At 62.0% G+C, this 16,614-nt stretch carries 17 protein-coding genes; 5 read left to right on the top strand and 12 right to left on the bottom strand.

Annotated elements, in window-relative coordinates:
• The first annotated feature begins 667 nt into the window (after positions 1-667).
• Complete coding sequence (locus tag Q2K57_RS09245; protein ID WP_304524912.1) at positions 668-2,035, top strand: sugar porter family MFS transporter; 1,368 nt, start codon at positions 668-670, stop codon at positions 2,033-2,035.
• Between the two features lie 140 nt (positions 2,036-2,175).
• On the opposite strand, the gene clpB is transcribed toward Q2K57_RS09245, so the two are convergent.
• Positions 2,176-4,779: an ATP-dependent chaperone ClpB gene (clpB, locus tag Q2K57_RS09240; protein WP_304524911.1), complete on the bottom strand. Its 2,604-nt coding sequence runs from the start codon at positions 4,777-4,779 to the stop codon at positions 2,176-2,178.
• Between the two features lie 163 nt (positions 4,780-4,942).
• Between clpB and Q2K57_RS09235 the strand changes: the two genes are divergently transcribed.
• Positions 4,943-5,098: a hypothetical protein gene (locus tag Q2K57_RS09235; protein ID WP_304524910.1), complete on the top strand. Its 156-nt coding sequence runs from the start codon at positions 4,943-4,945 to the stop codon at positions 5,096-5,098.
• Here Q2K57_RS09235 and pgeF read toward each other — a convergent pair.
• Entirely contained in the window at positions 5,095-5,859 is a 765-nt protein-coding gene (gene pgeF, locus Q2K57_RS09230) for a peptidoglycan editing factor PgeF (protein WP_304524909.1), read from the bottom strand. The genes Q2K57_RS09235 and pgeF overlap by 4 nt on opposite strands.
• A 28-nt stretch (positions 5,860-5,887) precedes the next feature.
• Positions 5,888-6,847: a 23S rRNA pseudouridine(1911/1915/1917) synthase RluD gene (gene rluD / locus Q2K57_RS09225; protein ID WP_304524908.1), complete on the bottom strand. Its 960-nt coding sequence runs from the start codon at positions 6,845-6,847 to the stop codon at positions 5,888-5,890.
• Between the two features lie 149 nt (positions 6,848-6,996).
• Between rluD and Q2K57_RS09220 the strand changes: the two genes are divergently transcribed.
• Positions 6,997-7,806 carry an outer membrane protein assembly factor BamD gene (locus tag Q2K57_RS09220; protein WP_112056086.1) on the top strand — a complete coding sequence of 270 codons (810 nt, stop codon included), beginning with the start codon at positions 6,997-6,999 and terminating at the stop codon, positions 7,804-7,806.
• Between the two features lie 173 nt (positions 7,807-7,979).
• On the opposite strand, the gene Q2K57_RS09215 is transcribed toward Q2K57_RS09220, so the two are convergent.
• Positions 7,980-9,611: an NAD+ synthase gene (locus Q2K57_RS09215; RefSeq protein WP_304524907.1), complete on the bottom strand. Its 1,632-nt coding sequence runs from the start codon at positions 9,609-9,611 to the stop codon at positions 7,980-7,982.
• A 110-nt stretch (positions 9,612-9,721) separates the two neighbouring features.
• Between Q2K57_RS09215 and Q2K57_RS09210 the strand changes: the two genes are divergently transcribed.
• Complete coding sequence (locus Q2K57_RS09210) at positions 9,722-9,985, top strand: PP0621 family protein (RefSeq protein ID WP_304524906.1); 264 nt, start codon at positions 9,722-9,724, stop codon at positions 9,983-9,985.
• A 70-nt stretch (positions 9,986-10,055) separates the two neighbouring features.
• Here Q2K57_RS09210 and thiO read toward each other — a convergent pair whose 3' ends face one another.
• Entirely contained in the window at positions 10,056-11,165 is a 1,110-nt protein-coding gene (gene thiO, locus Q2K57_RS09205; RefSeq protein WP_304524905.1) for a glycine oxidase ThiO, read from the bottom strand.
• 146 nt (positions 11,166-11,311) lie between these two features.
• On the opposite strand from thiO, the gene Q2K57_RS09200 reads away from it, so the two are divergent.
• A complete protein-coding gene (locus Q2K57_RS09200) occupies positions 11,312-11,848 on the top strand; it encodes a GspH/FimT family pseudopilin (RefSeq protein WP_304524904.1) in 537 nt (178 codons plus the stop codon).
• A 15-nt stretch (positions 11,849-11,863) separates the two neighbouring features.
• On the opposite strand, the gene Q2K57_RS09195 is transcribed toward Q2K57_RS09200, so the two are convergent.
• The 7 genes from Q2K57_RS09195 to fkpB all read right to left on the bottom strand — a co-directional run bounded on the left by Q2K57_RS09195 (position 11,864) and on the right by fkpB (position 16,605).
• A complete protein-coding gene (locus Q2K57_RS09195) occupies positions 11,864-12,997 on the bottom strand; it encodes a PilX N-terminal domain-containing pilus assembly protein (protein ID WP_304524903.1) in 1,134 nt (377 codons plus the stop codon).
• Positions 12,994-13,656, bottom strand: coding sequence for a PilW family protein (locus tag Q2K57_RS09190; RefSeq protein WP_304524902.1), 663 nt, complete (start codon positions 13,654-13,656; stop codon positions 12,994-12,996). The genes Q2K57_RS09195 and Q2K57_RS09190 overlap by 4 nt, the downstream gene beginning before the upstream one ends.
• Positions 13,653-14,072, bottom strand: a complete 420-nt coding sequence (pilV, locus tag Q2K57_RS09185) for a type IV pilus modification protein PilV (protein WP_304524901.1) — start codon at positions 14,070-14,072, stop codon at positions 13,653-13,655. The genes Q2K57_RS09190 and pilV overlap by 4 nt, the downstream gene beginning before the upstream one ends.
• A complete protein-coding gene (locus Q2K57_RS09180) occupies positions 14,073-14,576 on the bottom strand; it encodes a GspH/FimT family pseudopilin (RefSeq protein WP_304524900.1) in 504 nt (167 codons plus the stop codon). It lies immediately after the preceding gene.
• A 3-nt stretch (positions 14,577-14,579) separates the two neighbouring features.
• Positions 14,580-14,957 carry a type IV pilin protein gene (locus Q2K57_RS09175; protein ID WP_304524899.1) on the bottom strand — a complete coding sequence of 126 codons (378 nt, stop codon included), beginning with the start codon at positions 14,955-14,957 and terminating at the stop codon, positions 14,580-14,582.
• 174 nt (positions 14,958-15,131) lie between these two features.
• Positions 15,132-16,085, bottom strand: a complete 954-nt coding sequence (gene ispH / locus Q2K57_RS09170) for a 4-hydroxy-3-methylbut-2-enyl diphosphate reductase (RefSeq protein WP_304524898.1) — start codon at positions 16,083-16,085, stop codon at positions 15,132-15,134.
• A gap of 73 nt (positions 16,086-16,158) precedes the next feature.
• Positions 16,159-16,605 carry an FKBP-type peptidyl-prolyl cis-trans isomerase gene (fkpB, locus tag Q2K57_RS09165; RefSeq protein ID WP_112056077.1) on the bottom strand — a complete coding sequence of 149 codons (447 nt, stop codon included), beginning with the start codon at positions 16,603-16,605 and terminating at the stop codon, positions 16,159-16,161.
• Positions 16,606-16,614: the final 9 nt, after the last annotated feature.

Genomic DNA, 16,614 nt, shown 5'->3' with positions numbered 1-16,614 from the left:
CGAGTGCCTTGCCGTGCTCAAAGAGGCACGCAAGTCGAGTGCGGCGGTATGCCGCGGCCGGTCGATGCCGGCACCTGATGCCAAACCCTGGCTTCATTCGGCCCGGATAGGGCCTGCACTCACATCACGGCGGTTCACCGTGTCGGGGCGTTGGCCGAGCGAGGCGGATAGCCTTGCCCGGATAATCCTTCGGCGGGTAGAGGTCTTGCGACCTACCCTTCACGCGGCGGTCGGGGATCGCCCGGATTCGTCCGCGCCCGCAATCAGGAACCGTCAAGAGTCCAATAGGCCCACGGTAGTGTCAACCGTGAAACCGCGTTCCTGCGACGAGTAGACGAGAACATGCCGCTTCAACCGGCTGACGGGCGTCCGAAAGGCGCTATGGATGCGGGAGATATGGTACCGGCGCCACCACTCTTGGACCAATGTCTAGCGCGTCCTGGGTGGCAGATTTGCAGGCTGGTTGCTGTAATGATTCCCGGCTGACACGATTCACCCAATCACTCAACGCATCTTTACACCTTTCGCCGGGCTTTTCCTGGCCTCTTGGTCAGTACCTTGCATTGGCCTCTTGCCTCGGACCTTAGGTGAATCGATTCACCCGAGGCAAACCAAGCAAGGACTGACGAGAAGCAGCGACGAAAGGTGCCCAGCAAGGAGAAAGCGAATGTTTCGCATTATTCAGTGGTCGATCACGGTAGCCCTAGCCGGTTTCCTGTTCGGCTTCGATACCGCCGTCATCTCCGGCGCCGACAAGCCCATTCAGACCCTCTGGGGACTCAGCGATCTACAGCATGGCCTGCTGATCATGTCGATGGCGCTGTGGGGCACGGTGGTCGGCGCCATCGGCGGTAACTGGCCCACCGACAGGCTGGGGCGACGAGCCACTCTGGTGCTGATCGGCATCCTCTATCTGGGCTCGGCGCTCGGCTCGGCGTTGTCCACCGATCCCTACTGGTTTTCCTTCTTCCGCCTGATCGGCGGCATCGGCGTGGGCATCTCCTCGGTCGCCGCCCCCACCTACATCTCCGAGATCGCACCGGCCAAGCATCGCGGGGCACTGGTGGGCCTCTACCAGTTCAACATCGTGTTTGGCATCCTGATGGCCTTCGTCTCCAACTTCGTGCTGGGCTCGCTGCTGGGTGAGGGCGCCTGGCGCTGGATGCTGGGCATCGAGGCCGTGCCGGCACTGCTGTATACCCTGATGATCTACCGAGTGCCGAAGAGCCCGCGCTGGCTGATCCTCAAGCGCAACGACATTGAGGGCGCAAGCGAGGTGCTGAGAAAGATCGATCCCGACGCCGATGTGGATCGCGAAATCGCCACCATCCGCGCCGCGGAAACCAGCGAGCAGAAGGCCCACGCGCCCTTCTTCTCCGGCCGCTACCGCCTGCCGATCCTGCTGGCTTTCCTGATCGCTTTTTTCAACCAGCTCTCGGGCATCAACTTCATCATCTACTATGCCCCACGGGTGTTTGAAGCCGCCGAACTCGGCAACAGCGCCGCCCTGCTCTCCTCTGCCGGCATCGGCCTGGTCAACCTGGTCTTCACCATGGCCGGCATGGCGCTGATCGACCGCCTGGGTCGCCGTACCCTGCTGTATATCGGCTCGGTGGGCTACCTGGTCTCGCTGGTGCTGATCTCGCGGGCCTTCTTCCTCGGCAACCTCGGCGGACTCGAAGTGCCTCTGCTGCTGGGGCTGTTCATCGCCGCTCACGCGATCAGCCAGGGGGCGATCATCTGGGTGTTCATCGCCGAGGTCTTCCCCAACCATGTGCGCGCCCGCGGCCAGTCCTTCGGCAGCTCCGTGCACTGGATCTGCGCGGCCCTGATCACCCTGGTGATGCCCTGGGTACTCGGCACCTTCAACGGCGGCCCGGTGTTTGCCTTCTTCGCGGTGATGATGGCGCTGCAGGTGCTGTTCGTGAAATTCCTGATGCCCGAAACCAAGGGCGTCTCACTGGAAGACCTGCAGCAGCGCCTGGTCCGCGAACCGAAACCGAAGGCGCAACCCGCCAGCGCCGGCTCACGCTGATCGCGAGCCCTGGTAGTCGGGCGCTGACCTAGGAGCCCTATAAAGCACGAAGGCCCGTCTCCTGAGAGGCGGGCCTTTGCGTGTGGCCGGCCGACGCGGTTGGCATTCGGGTCGGCCGAGACGTGATAAAGCCTCTTTGGTTACTCCTTGCTGAACACCAGTTTGCCGTCCTGGCTTGCGACCTTGATGGTGTCGCCCGGGGCGAACTTGCCGGCGAGCAGATCCTGCGCCAGCGGGTTCTCGATCCGGCTCTGGATCGCCCGCTTGAGCGGCCGGGCACCAAATACCGGGTCGAAGCCCACCACCGCCAGCTGGGCTAACGCATCGTCACTGACCTGGAGCGACAGCTCGTGCTCGGCGAGCCGCGCCCGCAGCCGGTCGAGCTGGATGCTGGCAATGGCCTGGATCTGCTCCTGACCGAGGGCGTGGAAGACCACTACCTCGTCGATGCGGTTGATCAGCTCGGGACGGAAGTGGTCGCTGACCACCGCCATCACCATGTCCTTCATGTGCTCGTAGTCCTTCTCGCTATCACCGCTGTCCTCGCCTCCCATGCGCTGGATGATGTCCGAGCCCATGTTGGAGGTCATCACGATCACGGTGTTGCGAAAGTCCACGGTGCGCCCCTGACCGTCGGTCAGGCGGCCATCCTCGAGCACCTGGAGCAGGATGTTGAAGACATCGGCGTGCGCTTTCTCGACCTCGTCGAGCAGCAGCACCGAGTAGGGCTTGCGACGCACCGCTTCGGTCAGATAGCCGCCCTCTTCATAGCCGACATAGCCTGGAGGCGCGCCGATCAGCCGGGCCACGGAGTGCTTCTCCATGAACTCGGACATGTCGATGCGCACCATGGCTTCCTCGGTATCGAAGAGGAAGTTGGCCAACGACTTGCACAGCTCGGTCTTGCCCACCCCGGTCGGCCCGAGGAACAGGAAGGAGCCGTTGGGACGGTTCGGGTCGGCGAGCCCGGCCCGGGAACGGCGCACCGCATTGGCCACCGCCGTGACCGCCTCGTCCTGACCGATCACCCGCTCGTGCAACGCCTCTTCCATGCGCAGCAGCTTGTCGCGCTCGCCCTCGAGCATCTTGGACACCGGAATACCGGTCCAGCGCGACACCACCTCGGCGACTTCCTCCTCGGTGACGTTGGAGCGCAGCAGCGTGTGGGTCGAGGTATCCGCGGTTTCGCTTTCTTCGATCTCGGCGATCTTGCGCTCGAGCTCGGGGATCACCCCGTACTGCAGCTTGGACATCGTTTCATAGTCGTTCTGACGCTTGGCGGCGTCGAGTTCGATGCGCGCCTTGTCGAGCTCGGCCTTGTGCTGGGCCGCGCCCTCGATGCTGGCCTTCTCGGACTTCCAGACCTCATCGAGATCGGCGTATTCCCGGGACAGCTCGTCGATCTGCGCCTCGATACTTTCCAGGCGCTTCTGGGAGGCATCGTCGGTCTCTTTCTTGAGCTGCTCGCGCTCCATCTTGAGCTGGATCAGACGCCGATCGAGGCGGTCCATTTCCTCGGGCTTGGAGTCGAGCTCCATGCGAATCCGCGAGGAGGCCTCGTCGATCAGGTCGATGGCCTTGTCAGGCAGCTGGCGGTCGGTGATATAGCGCGCCGACAGCTTGGCCGCGGCGATGATCGCGGAGTCGGTGATGTGGAGGCGATGGTGGACTTCGTAGCGCTCCTTGAGGCCACGCAGGATGGCGATGGTGTCCTCCTCGGAGGGCTCATCGACCAGCACTTTCTGGAAGCGCCGCTCCAGGGCTGCATCCTTCTCAATGTACTTGCGGTACTCATCCAGGGTAGTGGCCCCCACGCAGTGCAACTCGCCGCGGGCCAGCGCCGGCTTCAACATGTTGCCGGCGTCCATGGCGCCCTCGGCCTTGCCGGCGCCAACCATGGTGTGCAGCTCATCGATGAACAGGATCACCCGGCCCTCTTCCTGGGCCAGTTCGTTGAGCACCGCCTTGAGCCGCTCCTCGAATTCGCCACGGAACTTGGCCCCGGCCAGCAGCGAACCCATGTCCAGCGACAGCACGCGCTTGTCCTTGAGCCCTTCCGGCACCTCGCCGTCAATGATGCGGTTGGCCAGGCCTTCGACGATGGCGGTCTTGCCGACGCCGGGCTCGCCGATCAGCACCGGGTTGTTCTTGGTGCGACGCTGCAGCACCTGGATGGTGCGACGAATCTCGTCGTCGCGGCCGATCACCGGGTCGAGCTTGCCTTCGGCGGCCCGAGCGGTCAGGTCCAGGGTGTACTTGGCCAGCGCCTCGCGGCTTTCCTCGGCGTTGGGGTCGTCGACCTTCTGGCCGCCGCGCAGACTGTCGATGGCCGCGGCCACCGCCTTCTGAGTGAGGCCGGCCTGGGTCAGCACCTTGGTGACCGCATGATTCATGGCAAGCGCCGCCACTAGCACCAGCTCGCTTGCGATGAACTGATCGCCGCGCTTCTGGGCTTCCCGGTCGGCGAGGTTCATCAGCCGCACGAAGTCCCTGGACGGCTGCACCTCGCCATCGAACTGGCCGACCTCGGGAAGCCCATCCAGATAATTGGCAAGCGCACTGCGCAACGCCGAGGCATCGCCGCCGGCCTTGCCGACCAGCCCCTTGAGGCCGCCGTCGCGATCTTCGAGCAGCGCCATCAGCAGATGGCCGGGGTCGAGCTGATTGTGGCCACGACCCACCGCCAGGGATTGGGCATCGGCCACCGCGGTTTGCAATTTGCCAGTGAATTTATCGAATCGCATCGCATGTCCTCCATGAGAGCAGCGGCGCGATCGGACGCACCGCCTGCCTGTGTCGTGTATTGACAGTATCAATGGAGGTATGGTGGCCCGCTTTCAAGGCGCCAGCCTCAGGAAAGGCGCCCCGGCTTGATGCAGATCATGATTGGCAGGACGCCACCGGGACATGAAGCGCGAAGACGCGGTGAATCCCTCCCTGGACGCTCGGCTTTTTCATCTGACCGCCATGGAGGGCGGAAATGCCGGAATCGCATGGATGCATTTTCCGGCCCTGAAAAAGACGCTTCGCTTTTCCATGCCCGGGGCCGAGAGAGACACTTAGCGCAGCCAGATCGCGCTGGCCATGCGGCCGGTGACGCCGTCGTCACGGCGGTGGGAGTAGAAGCGCGGTTCGCAGGCGGTACAGAAGTGGCCGCCGCTGATGTGGGCGACGCCGAGCCGTTCGAGGCGCAGCCGCGCCAGCCGGTAGATGTCGGCCATGTAGTGACCGAGACGATAGGGGCTCGGCTCGAAGGCGCTCTTGGCCTCGGGCTGCACCGCCACGAAGGCATCGTGCACTTCGGGGCCTACCTCGAACTGCGCGTTGGAAATCGCCGGACCCAGCCAGGCCATCAGCTCGCCGGGCTCGGTCCCAAGCGCTGCCACCGTGGCCTCGAGCACGCCCCCGGCGAGACCGCGCCAGCCGGCATGGGCGATGCCCACTCGGGTACCGCGCTGATCGCAGAAGAACACCGGCAGGCAGTCGGCGGTCTGTACCACGCAGGCATGGCTGGCATCGAAGGCCACCGCAGCATCGGCTTGGGGCGCCCCCGCAGCATAGACCTGCTGCACGTTGGCGCCATGCACCTGGTCGAGCCACAGCAGTGGACGGTCGCTGCCGATCTCGGCCTGCAACAGCTCGCGACAGCGCGCCACCATCGCCGGGTCGTCACCGACATGCTCGGCGGTATTGAAGGCCGCGAACGGCCCGCTGCTGGGGCCGCTCTCACGGGTGGTGACCAGGGCCCGCACCGTGCTCGGAGCCGGCCAGTCGGGTAGCACCAGAGTGGGGTGCGGGTGCAGCGTCGCAGCGGGGTCCGTCATCACCGGATTCCTCAGCAAAGCAATGGCCTCATCGCATGGTTTCGTGATCGTCGCGCAGGTAGTCGAGCAGCATCAGCATATCGTCGGGCAGGGCGACGCGAAACTCGAGGCGCTGACCGCTTTCCGGGTGCACGAATGCCAACTTGCGGGCATGCAGGGCCTGACGTGGGAAGCCGCGCAGCAGATCCTTGAGATCATCGTCGGCCCCCGGCGGCAGCTTGAGACGCCCGCCATAGAGGCTATCGCCAATCAGCGGAAAGCGCTGGTGGGCCATGTGCACGCGGATCTGGTGGGTCCGGCCGGTCTCGAGTTTGCAGCGCACATGGGTGTGATTACGAAAACGCTCGGTGACCCGGTAATGGGTAACGGCCGGCTTGCCAGAAGCAGTGACCGCCTGGCGCTTGCGGTCCTTGGGGTGACGCCCGATCGGCGCCTCAATGCGCCCGCCGGAGGTCACGACCCCGGTGACCACGGCATCGTACTCCCGAGAGACGCTTCGCGCCTGTAGTTGCTCGACCAGATGAGTCTGGGCGGCAAGGGTCTTGGCCACCACCATCAAACCGGTGGTGTCCTTGTCGAGGCGGTGTACGATACCGGCACGCGGCACGCTAGCAAGCGCCGGGCAATGATGCAGCACGGCGTTGAGCAGGGTACCGTCGGGATTACCGGCAGCCGGATGCACCACCAGGCCGGCGGGCTTGTTGATCACCAGCACGGCGTCGTCTTCATGGACGATGTCCAGGTCGATGGCCTGGGGCTCGAAGCGCAGTTCGTCCTCGACCACGGCAGTCAGCAGGAGCTGCTCTCCGCCGTAGATCTTGTCCTTGGGCTTGGCACGGGCGCCGTCGAGGGTCAGGTCGCCGGATTTTATCCAGGCCTTGAGGCGTTCTCGAGAGAAGTCGGCGAAGATCTCGGCCGCCACCTGATCGAAGCGCTGACCGGCCATGGCCTCGGGAATGCGGGCGTCGCGATGTACGGTTTCTGACATGGGGGCTATGTGCCTTTGAGGTGGCACTGACGAGGCACCAAGGCTCGGCGCTTTGCGGCCTGCCCTGAGTGGTTTATCGTGAGTGCTTTATGATGAGCCGCTGAGTAATTCTACCACGGCCATTCGGGTTGTTTGAGACGAGGACCATGATGCGCGTTTTCCCCCGTGGCACACGGCTGGGCGCCTATGCCCTGACAGCCGCCCTGCTCGCCGGCTGCGCCGGCAACGACACCGTTCCCGATGAGCTCGCGGAAGCTGAGCTTTACCAGCAGGCGATGACGGCGCTGGAGGCGCAGAACTATACCAACGCCGTGAGCCGGCTCGAAGCCCTCGACGCCCGCTATCCCTTCGGCGACCACGCCGATCAGGCGCAGCTGGAGCTGATCTACGCCTACTACCAGACCGACAACTGGGAATCGGCGCGGGCGGCTGCCAGCCGTTTCATCCGCCTGCAGCCGGACCATCCCCAGGTCGACTACGCCTACTACATGCGCGGTCTGGCCGCCTATCAGGCGGGCCGCTTCAGCCTCGAAGGGCTCAAGCTGATCGACATCTCCAAGCGCGACCTGGGCGCGACCCGCGAGTCCTACAACGACTTTCGCGAGCTCATCGAGCGCTTCCCGGACAGCGAGTACGCCCCGGACGCCCAGCAGCGCCTGGTCTATCTGCGCAATGTGCTGGCCCGCCATGAGCTGCAGGTGGCCGACTTCTATCTGCGCAAGGGCGCCTATCTGGCAGCGGTCAAGCGTGGGCGCTGGGTGATCTCCCACTACCCGGAGGCGCCGGCCAATCACGACGCTCTTGCGGTCATGGTCGAAGGCTACCTGGGCCTTGGCATGACTGATCGTGCCCGCGAAGTGCTCGCGACGCTGATCGAGAATGCCCCGGATCACGAGCGCCTTGACGGCCGCACCTTCGATGCCAAATACGTCGACGCGACCCTGCGCCTGGACGGCTGATCTCGCCCTCGCCAGAGCGCACGAGAACGACACGAAAACGCCCCGCCGGCCAAGCCGACGGGGCGTTTTCCTTTTTGTTTCATCAGCGCAGCGTCAGGTGAGACCCGCTGCGCTATTCAACGACTGACTCGCTGCCTCATTCAGTGGCGGCCACCCATGACCCAGGCGACGCCCTATTCGCCGGGCTGCCAGCCGTTGACGATCGGGTAGCGACGGTCGCGACCGAAGCCCCTTGGTGTGACGCGCACGCCTACCGGCGCCTGACGGCGCTTGTACTCACAGCGATCGACCAGCTTGACCACCTGATAGACATCCTCGCGAGCGAAGCCGGCTTCGATGATCGCCTCGGCGCTCATGTCACCCTCGATGTAGCGAACCAGGATGGCGTCCAGGGTGTCGTATCCGGGCAGTGAATCGCTGTCCTGCTGATCCGGCGCCAGCTCTGCCGACGGCGGACGCTCGATGACCCGTTCGGGAATCGCCGGCTCCTGGTCGTTGCGCCAGCGCGCCAGACGGTAGACCCAGGTCTTGTAGACATCCTTCAGGGCGTTGTAGCCGCCGACCATGTCACCGTAGAGCGTGGCGTAACCCACCGCCATCTCGCTCTTGTTACCGGTGGTCAACACCATCAGGCCTTTCTTGTTGGAGATCGCCATCAGCAACACGCCACGACAGCGTGATTGCAGGTTCTCCTCGGTGGTGTCGCGCTCGGTGCCGGCGAAGCTCTCGGCCAGGGTGTCCATGAAGCTCTCGACCATCGGCGCGATGGGCATCACCTCATAGCCGACGCCCAGCAGCTTGGCCTGTTCGGCCGCATCCGCCCTGGAGATATCCGCGGTGTAGTGATACGGCATCATCACCGCATGCACCCGCTCGGGACCCAGGGCATCGACCGCAATGGAAAGCGTCAGCGCCGAGTCGATGCCCCCTGACAGACCGATCACCACCCCCTTGAAGCCGCTCTTGTTGACGTAGTCACGCACCCCGGTGACCAGCGCGAAATAGAGACTTTCCTCGGGCTCGGGCAGCGGCTCGCACTCGCCGGCCTGAGGCACCCAAGTTTCCTGCTCGCGCAGGAACTGCACCGGCATCAGCCCCACCTGCCAGTGGGGCGCCTGCACCTGCAGCTGGCCATTGGCATCGACGCAGGCCGAGCCGCCGTCAAACACCAGCTCGTCCTGGCCCCCCACCTGGTTTACATACACCAGCGGGCGTTTGGCCTCGGCGGCGCGCTCGCGCAGGAGCTCGAGACGCTCGGCGGGCTTGTCCTGGTGGTAGGGCGACGAATTGAGCGTAATCAGAATCTCCGCACCCGCCTCGCAGGCTAGGCGAACCGGCTCGGTCTTCCAAACATCCTCGCAGATCAGGATGCCGAGCTTGGCGCCCTTATGCTCGATCACCAGCGGCTCGGTGCCGGCACTGAAGTAGCGCTGCTCGTCGAACACCTGGTAGTTGGGCAGTGCCTGCTTGGCGTACTCGTCGAGCCACTCGCCGTTATACAAAAGGCCCGCCAGGTTGTAGGTGTGCCCTTCACGGCGACCGGGGTAACCGATGATCACCAGCACATCTTGGGCGACCTTGGCCGCCATGCGCGCGCGGGCCTCGCGCAGGCGCGTCTCCATGGAAGGGCGTAGCAGCAGGTCCTCCGGCGGATAGCCGGTCAGAAACAGTTCGGGGAATACCACGATATCCGCGCCGTGCTCGATGCGTGCCTCGCGCACCGCTTCGATGGCACGCTCGGCGTTGCCGGGAATATCGCCGACCAGGGGGTCGAATTGGGCCATCACCAGCGTCAGGTCTTGCATGGTCGGGGAAATCTCTCGAAACTCTCGGATAACCGTATTGTCCCGCATGGCCGCCCGAGTAGCAAAACACGAGACCTTATCAAGCGGCCCGACCAGGGAGTCACAAAAGGATGAACCTGTTGATCATTCGCCTGATCATTTTCGCCGTGCTGTTCTGGGCCGGCCTCAAGCTCTACCGCATGTACCGCGACTGGAAGCTGGAACGCGAGGAATGGGAGCGCAAGGAGGCTCGCCAGGAGGGCGGCCATATGGTGCGCTGCGTCTATTGCCAGGTGCACCTACCCGAGGATGAAGCCCTTCGCGAGCAGGGGGAATGGTTCTGCGGTACGCCCCATCGCGACAAGTATCTTGCCGAACAGCGCCCCTCCGACTGAAGGGGGCTTGCCCCGGCGCCAGGCTGTGTGGAGCGAAGCTGCCGCCCTTAACTGACGCCGGCGCCGCTCGCTATTTTTGCCACTCGCCAAGGCGGCCTTCCAGTCGATAGGGGCCCGGATCGATGATTGGTTCGCGGCCCAGTAACTCATCGACCAGCAGGCGCGTCGAGGCGGGTGCCAGCACCAGGCCGTTGCGGTAGTGACCGGCATTGACCCAGAGGTTCTCCACCCCCGGCACCGCGCCGATGAACGGAATGCCCTCCGGCGAGCCGGGACGCAGCCCGGCCCAGTGATGCTCCACCTCGCAGTCAGCAAGCGCCGGCACGATCCTGGTGGCACTCTGCCAAAGCGACTCTCGTGCCTCGCCGCTGAGCGCCTTGTCAAAGCCCGCTTCTTCGAGCGTCGAGCCCGCCAGCACGCGACCATCGCCACGGGGAATCACATAGCGCCCGTCCATCAGCACCACCCGCTGCACGAGCCCTGGCGGCGCCTTGAAGAGGATCATCTGCCCCTTCACCGGGCGCACCGGCAGCACGACCTCGACGCTCTCCAACAGCTGCGCCGCCCAGGCCCCGCCGCAGACGATCACACGATCCGCAGTGACCCTGCCCGCTCGCGTCTGGACACCGATCACCGCACCACCTGCATCACGTTCAAGACCGACCACCGATTCGTGCTCACGCAGCGTCACCGCCGGCATCGCCGCCAGTCGCGCGCGCAGCGCCTGGCCCAGGCGCGGGTTGCGAATGCTGCCAAGGGTCGGCATCCATAGCGCCTGCTCACAGCCGGGGGCAGCGGCGGGCTCCTTGGTATAGATCACCTCCGGGCCCACCCGCTCCAGCGGCTTACCGACCTCACGCGCCCATTCGAGGGCACGCGCCTCGTCTTCGACGCGCAGGTACAAGAGCCCCTTCTGGCGATATTCCGGGTCGATGCCGGTTTCCTCCAGGAGCCGCAGGCTTAGCTCGGGGTAGAAGCCCTCGGACCAGCGCGACAGCCGCGACACCGGTGTGCCATAGCGCCACGGGTAAAGTGGCGAGACGATGCCACCGCCCGCCCAGGACGCCTCGCGGCCACACTCGCCGCGCTCGATCAGGGTCACCGACTGGCCCGCGTCGGCCAGCTGCAATGCCGTCATCATGCCGATGACGCCACCACCGATAATCAGGAAATCGCTCACAATAGAATACGCTCTGGCTTACGACAGTTTTGGCTAGAGTAATGGAATACCCGAGGGGGTAAAGGACGAACGGGGAACGAACGAAAGAGAACAGCCCGAGGACAGGATGCCCCGGCACATCGAACACTCCAGGGAAGGAGAGAAGCATGCGCACGAGAGAGGATGCTCAACGGTATCATCGCAGGGCTGGCTTCACTCTGATCGAACTGCTGGTGACGCTTACAGTAGTAGTGATCATGGCCACCGTCGCTGTGCCGAGCTATCAGGCTTTCAGCGCGCGGAATGAAGTGGCTGCCGAGGTCATGCGAATCAAGACCGCGCTGGCGATGGCCCGCAATACCGCGATTACTAGGCGGGCGACGATATCCGTGTGTGCAAGCCCAGGGCCACCTTATGATACTTGTGCCTTCGATAATTGGAGCCATGACTGGGTGATCATTGAAGGCAGAGCCACCAGTGGAAACTTGAGCGGCGATACCATACTACGAGTCATGGAATCTTCAGGTGATGTGGATGTCGCTTTCAGCCGGAGTGATCGGCCGGTTCGCTACGACAACATGGGACGTACCAGTGGGCATAACGGCACCTTCGAGATCTGCGGCACCTTTGAAGAAGGCGCAAGTATCGTTGTCAGCAATTACGGAAGAACACGAGCGACTATTGAAAGCCCTCGATGCGACTGATGACAGAAGAAAATACTAATACCACTCCTCCATCTCCTTCTCTCCTGAGGCTCCACCACCATTAAAACCAAGAAGGTCTTCCACTGTTATTCCAAAAGGAGATATAGACTTCGTGACGGCATCCTCATCGAACCAAACAGTCCCCTTATTACCCCCTCCGTTAAACTTAGCCCTCGTCGCCATTCCCGTCACCCACTCATCGGAGTCGGCATCCACATTGAGGACCACAAGCATTCCAGACAGGTCCGCATTACCACCAATACGTACTTCCCCATTCAGAATGACATGCAACCCTTCAAGGCTAGTGTTTCCTGTCACATCTAGGCCATTTTCATAGAAATAGATATCAGGGTAATCCGTTTCGGCACTCCCTCCTGCCGCCACATAGGTTTCATACATACTCTGGAGAATATCAACCAAGCCAACAAAAGAAAAATCCTGGCCAACCAGAGTTTCTTCCCCTTCTTCTAGCGAAAGCCCCGTCTTATTATTCCCATTAATACCACCCATGATATCTTGCGCACTAAGCCCACCATCAGCCTCATAGAGAGAGAGCGCATAAACCTTTTCCGATGCCCCACCTACATCAATATAACCACCAGACATCTTGCTGTTTTTAGAGTTCGGCCATTGTACATCTGCGTCAGCCGCGATCCCTCCAGGAAAGACTGTAGTAGAAGGCACCCCAAAGCCAGAAACGTCAACCTTCACGAAAACAGGTTGACTCTCGGCGACTGTCTTGCCACCAGCCTGCACACTTCCCATGGCCACGATATACTGGATACCTCCATCGACAATATACCGGTAATGACAGGCGACCTGGCTGGCACAGTTATCACCACTATCACTCGCGTCTCCAAAATTACTATCATCGACAAAGTCTCCCCAGCTCATACCCTCGATATCTGAGTGGGACTTGGAAACAAAGCTCGAATCACCATCAAGCTCTTGCCAGCCTGCCGATGCCGCCTTCTCGGCCCCCATCTGCGCCTGGGCAGCTGCCTTGTAGTTTCCCGCCAGCCGCTCGTCGATCATGGAAGACTGCATGCTTACCAGCCCAAGCATTAGAGAAGCCGTCAGCATTGAAAGGACAACTATTAAGGCTGCGCCTCTTTGTTTAGGCATATCTTTCACCATGAAATGGTTCACTTACATTTCCCTGGAGGCCAACAACCATCTTTACCGTTGTTGCCATTACCGCCATTACCGCCATTACCGCCGTTGCCACCGTTGCCGCTGTTGCCGCTGTTGCCGCTGTTGCCGCTGTTGCCGCTGTTGCCGCTGTTGCCGCTGTTGCCGCTGTTGCCGCTGTTGCCGCTGTTGCCGCTGTCATTATCCTCACCGGCTCCGCCACCACTAACAGCAGCCGTCCGATTCATGGCATAAAACTCGAACGCTGATGCCTCACCTTGCAAAGTCAAGGTAACTCGATGCAAGCCGTCAACACTGCCCGCATCTGGCGTGACACTTAACTTCCCACTGCACCCACTCTTATCCGACAGGCCATCAACAATGGGCTGATCATCGACTGTGTCAAAAAGTGTGCAGCTCTCTCCATCTTCGGCATTTCTAAGCTCATAGCGGTCAGGATCGAACTCCCCTCGGCGTATCTCACGAACCAAAACATCCGACACAAATGTCAGCGCGGCCTGCTTGTCACCCAGCGTTTCCACCTGCCGAAAGCTCTGAAAGCCGTTCAGAAACAGCTGGCCAGCGCCAAGAATAATCACCAGACCGATGACCATGGAGACCATCAGTTCAACCAAACTGAAACCCTTCTGACGACAGGTATTTACCTTATCCATCATGTTGTGCCTGGCAGACGAAAAGTATAACTAAATGTCTCGGCCCCACCACCGAAACGCCCTTCATCCCATGTCAAGTCTACTGTAAACGTACAACTACCTTCGTCCGAATACGTAAGTGGTTGTAAATTTGGGAGAACCAATTCCCAGTTGGATTGCCATTCTTCATGATTCACAGAATTTGGATCGGGACAGGCGGGAAATGATGACTTTAGCTTCCCCCACAGTCGCTCTTGAGCATCCTGCGCCGCAAGCGATGCCACCGAGCGTTGATAGCCGGCATGGGCACTTTGCAATGCCTTTAACTGCATGCCAGCCACGCCGAGAAGGCCAATGGATAACACCAGTAGCGCCACCAGCGCTTCGACCAGAGTAAACCCTTCAGACTTACGAAAGCAGCCTAATGTTTTTAGCGACAATTAAGCGCCCCCCTCGTCGGTTTCATCCACAGGTATCTCATCCAACCGGGCAATACGCCCATAGCGGCTGATCTCGATGCCGTAGTAACGGGGTTTTCCCTGGCCGTTCAAAGAGATGCGGCATGGATCGGGATAGCAATCACCACCGTCAATACGACCGAGTGAAGTAAAGGTAAGGGTGGAGGGCCCCTCAAGCTCCAAGTCGATTTTTCCGCCACCTGAAGCCTGGCGAATCACGGCACCGGAGTCATCCTGCACCTGCCATTGCCATCCCGTGTTATCAGAAGTGTCGCCTAGCTCTGTGATCACATAGCTGACGGTTTCACGTCGCTTGATCGCTTCGCTTCGCGCCAGGTTCAGGCCAATTAGCACGCTATTGAATTCGGTCGCGAAGCGCTGGCGATTGATCATGTCCACGAAGTTGGGCACCGCGACGGTCGCCAGAATGATGGCCACCGCCATGGTTACCAGCAGTTCGATCAGGGTAAAACCTCGCTGCCCCATGAATCAGCTCCCAGAACCACCCGATTCGGGACAGTCCTCTGTCACCTCACCGGTCTGGTCAATCGCTAAGCACTGCTCCTCAACATTAGCGCCCGCGTTTGCAGTAGCAGCTAGTGAATACGAGGAGGCACCGCTAGAAGAGAAATCAAAGCTATATGTATCGGTAGCATCCAGGGCGGGGTCACAATCAGTGTAACTGTAGCTTTCGGTATAACAGCGCTCGATAGCCGAGGCTCCCTCCATCAACGTGGCCCTTGCCTCGGCAGTGTTCGCGCGAGCCACATACTGGGTGTAACTCGGATACGCAATGGAGGCGAGGATGGCAATCACCGCCACGGTGATCATCAGCTCGATCAGCGTAAAGCCCGACTGTGTTTTCATCTTTGCCAATCGCGTCACCCGCATACCCACCCTACCAAAACGTCATGTGCCTCATCCCAGTATGTCTCAGTATGGCCTGCAACGTCACACGTAAGCACGATACTGGGCACAAAAAACCGGGCCTGAGCCCGGTTCCTGTTGACCTCGGTCCGCCTGGCGCCCCAGGCGGTCCCGCTAACCGCTGGCGATCACCTGCTCGCGCAGTTCCTTGGGCATCGAGAAGGTGACGGTCTCCTCGCGACCGGCGAGCTCTTGCGGGGCCTCGGCGCCCAGCGCCTGAAGGCGCTCAATCACGCCATTGACCAGCACCTCGGGGGCGCTGGCACCGGCGGTGATGCCAATCTGCTCGACGCCTTCGAGCCAGCCGGCCTCGATCTGCTCGGCGTCGTCGATCAGGTAGGCAGGTGTGCCGACCCGCTCGGAGAGTTCGCGCAGGCGGTTGGAGTTGGAGCTGTTGGGGCTACCTACCACCAGCACCAACTGACTGCCGGCGGCGAGTTCGCGCACGGCGTCCTGGCGATTCTGGGTGGCGTAGCAGATGTCATCCTTGCGCGGGCCCTGGATCTCGGGGAACTTGGCGCGCAGCGCATCGATCACCCGGGCGGTATCGTCCATCGACAGTGTGGTCTGGGTGACGAAGGCCAGGCGGCTCGGGTCCTTGACCTCGAGTGCCGCCACATCGGCCTCGTTCTCTACCAAATAGATGGCGCCGCCATGACGGGTGTCGTAGCGGCCCATGGTGCCTTCCACCTCGGGGTGACCGTGGTGACCGATCAGGATGCACTCCTCTCCGCGACGCGCGTAGCGCAGCACTTCCATGTGCACCTTGGTGACCAGCGGACAGGTAGCGTCGAAGACCCTCAGGCCCCGGCGTTCGGCCTCTTCCTGAACCGCGCGGGAGACGCCGTGGGCAGAGAAGATCACGATCACGTCGTCGGGTACCTCGTGGAGCTCCTCGACGAAGATCGCCCCGCGTTCGCGCAGGGTGTCGACCACGAAGCGGTTGTGAACCACCTCGTGGCGCACGTAGATGGGCGCGCCGAAGACATCGAGGGCGCGATTGACGATCTCGATGGCTCGATCAACGCCGGCACAGAAACCGCGCGGGTTGGCCAACTGGATATGCATGCTTGCCTAGCCTTGATGCCCGCGGGCATCGCTTGCGGGAAGAAGCGACCCGGGCAGCGCCCGGGCGATGCGTTCAGTGAGTGGTCGCGGGGGCGACCTTGATCACTTCGACCTCGAAGGTCAGGGTACGCCCGGCCAGCGGGTGGTTGAAGTCCACCGTCACCTGCTCGCCATCGATCTCGGCGATCACGCCAGGCAGCTCACCGCCAGCGGCATCGGCGAAGGACATCACCATGCCCACCTCCGGCACTTCGCCCTCGAAGTCGTCACGCTTCATCAGCTGCAGGTTCTGCGGATTGTGCTGACCGAAAGCATGCTCCGGAGTGATCTCGTAACTGCCGGTGGCGCCATCGGTGAGGCCGGACAGCGGGGCCTCGAAGCCCGGTGGCAGGTTGCCGTCGCCGACCTGAAAGGTCGCCGGGGCCTTGTCGCGGGTGGAATCCACCACCGTGCCATCCTCGAGCTTGAGGGTGAAGTGAAGGGTCACTTCCATCCCCTCGTCGATGCGATATTCGCTCATCTAGTTGGC

The sequence above is a fragment of the Halomonas sp. I5-271120 genome, assembly GCF_030553075.1.
Lineage (GTDB): Bacteria > Pseudomonadota > Gammaproteobacteria > Pseudomonadales > Halomonadaceae > Onishia > Onishia taeanensis_A.
Note: the sequence above shows the minus strand (reverse complement) of the source record. Positions and strands in the feature narration are given on the sequence as shown.

Coding starts and splice junctions, on each gene's coding strand:
- Q2K57_RS09180 (WP_304524900.1), bottom strand. CDS start 14,576: ATGGGGCAGCGAGGTTTTACCCTGATCGAACTGCTGGTAACCATGGCG.
- Q2K57_RS09210 (WP_304524906.1), top strand. CDS start 9,722: ATGAACCTGTTGATCATTCGCCTGATCATTTTCGCCGTGCTGTTCTGG.
- fkpB (WP_112056077.1), bottom strand. CDS start 16,605: ATGAGCGAATATCGCATCGACGAGGGGATGGAAGTGACCCTTCACTTC.
- Q2K57_RS09200 (WP_304524904.1), top strand. CDS start 11,312: ATGCGCACGAGAGAGGATGCTCAACGGTATCATCGCAGGGCTGGCTTC.
- Q2K57_RS09235 (WP_304524910.1), top strand. CDS start 4,943: ATGAAGCGCGAAGACGCGGTGAATCCCTCCCTGGACGCTCGGCTTTTT.
- clpB (WP_304524911.1), bottom strand. CDS start 4,779: ATGCGATTCGATAAATTCACTGGCAAATTGCAAACCGCGGTGGCCGAT.
- Q2K57_RS09215 (WP_304524907.1), bottom strand. CDS start 9,611: ATGCAAGACCTGACGCTGGTGATGGCCCAATTCGACCCCCTGGTCGGC.
- Q2K57_RS09220 (WP_112056086.1), top strand. CDS start 6,997: ATGCGCGTTTTCCCCCGTGGCACACGGCTGGGCGCCTATGCCCTGACA.
- pgeF (WP_304524909.1), bottom strand. CDS start 5,859: ATGACGGACCCCGCTGCGACGCTGCACCCGCACCCCACTCTGGTGCTA.
- Q2K57_RS09175 (WP_304524899.1), bottom strand. CDS start 14,957: ATGAAAACACAGTCGGGCTTTACGCTGATCGAGCTGATGATCACCGTG.
- rluD (WP_304524908.1), bottom strand. CDS start 6,847: ATGTCAGAAACCGTACATCGCGACGCCCGCATTCCCGAGGCCATGGCC.
- Q2K57_RS09245 (WP_304524912.1), top strand. CDS start 668: ATGTTTCGCATTATTCAGTGGTCGATCACGGTAGCCCTAGCCGGTTTC.
- ispH (WP_304524898.1), bottom strand. CDS start 16,085: ATGCATATCCAGTTGGCCAACCCGCGCGGTTTCTGTGCCGGCGTTGAT.
- Q2K57_RS09190 (WP_304524902.1), bottom strand. CDS start 13,656: ATGATGGATAAGGTAAATACCTGTCGTCAGAAGGGTTTCAGTTTGGTT.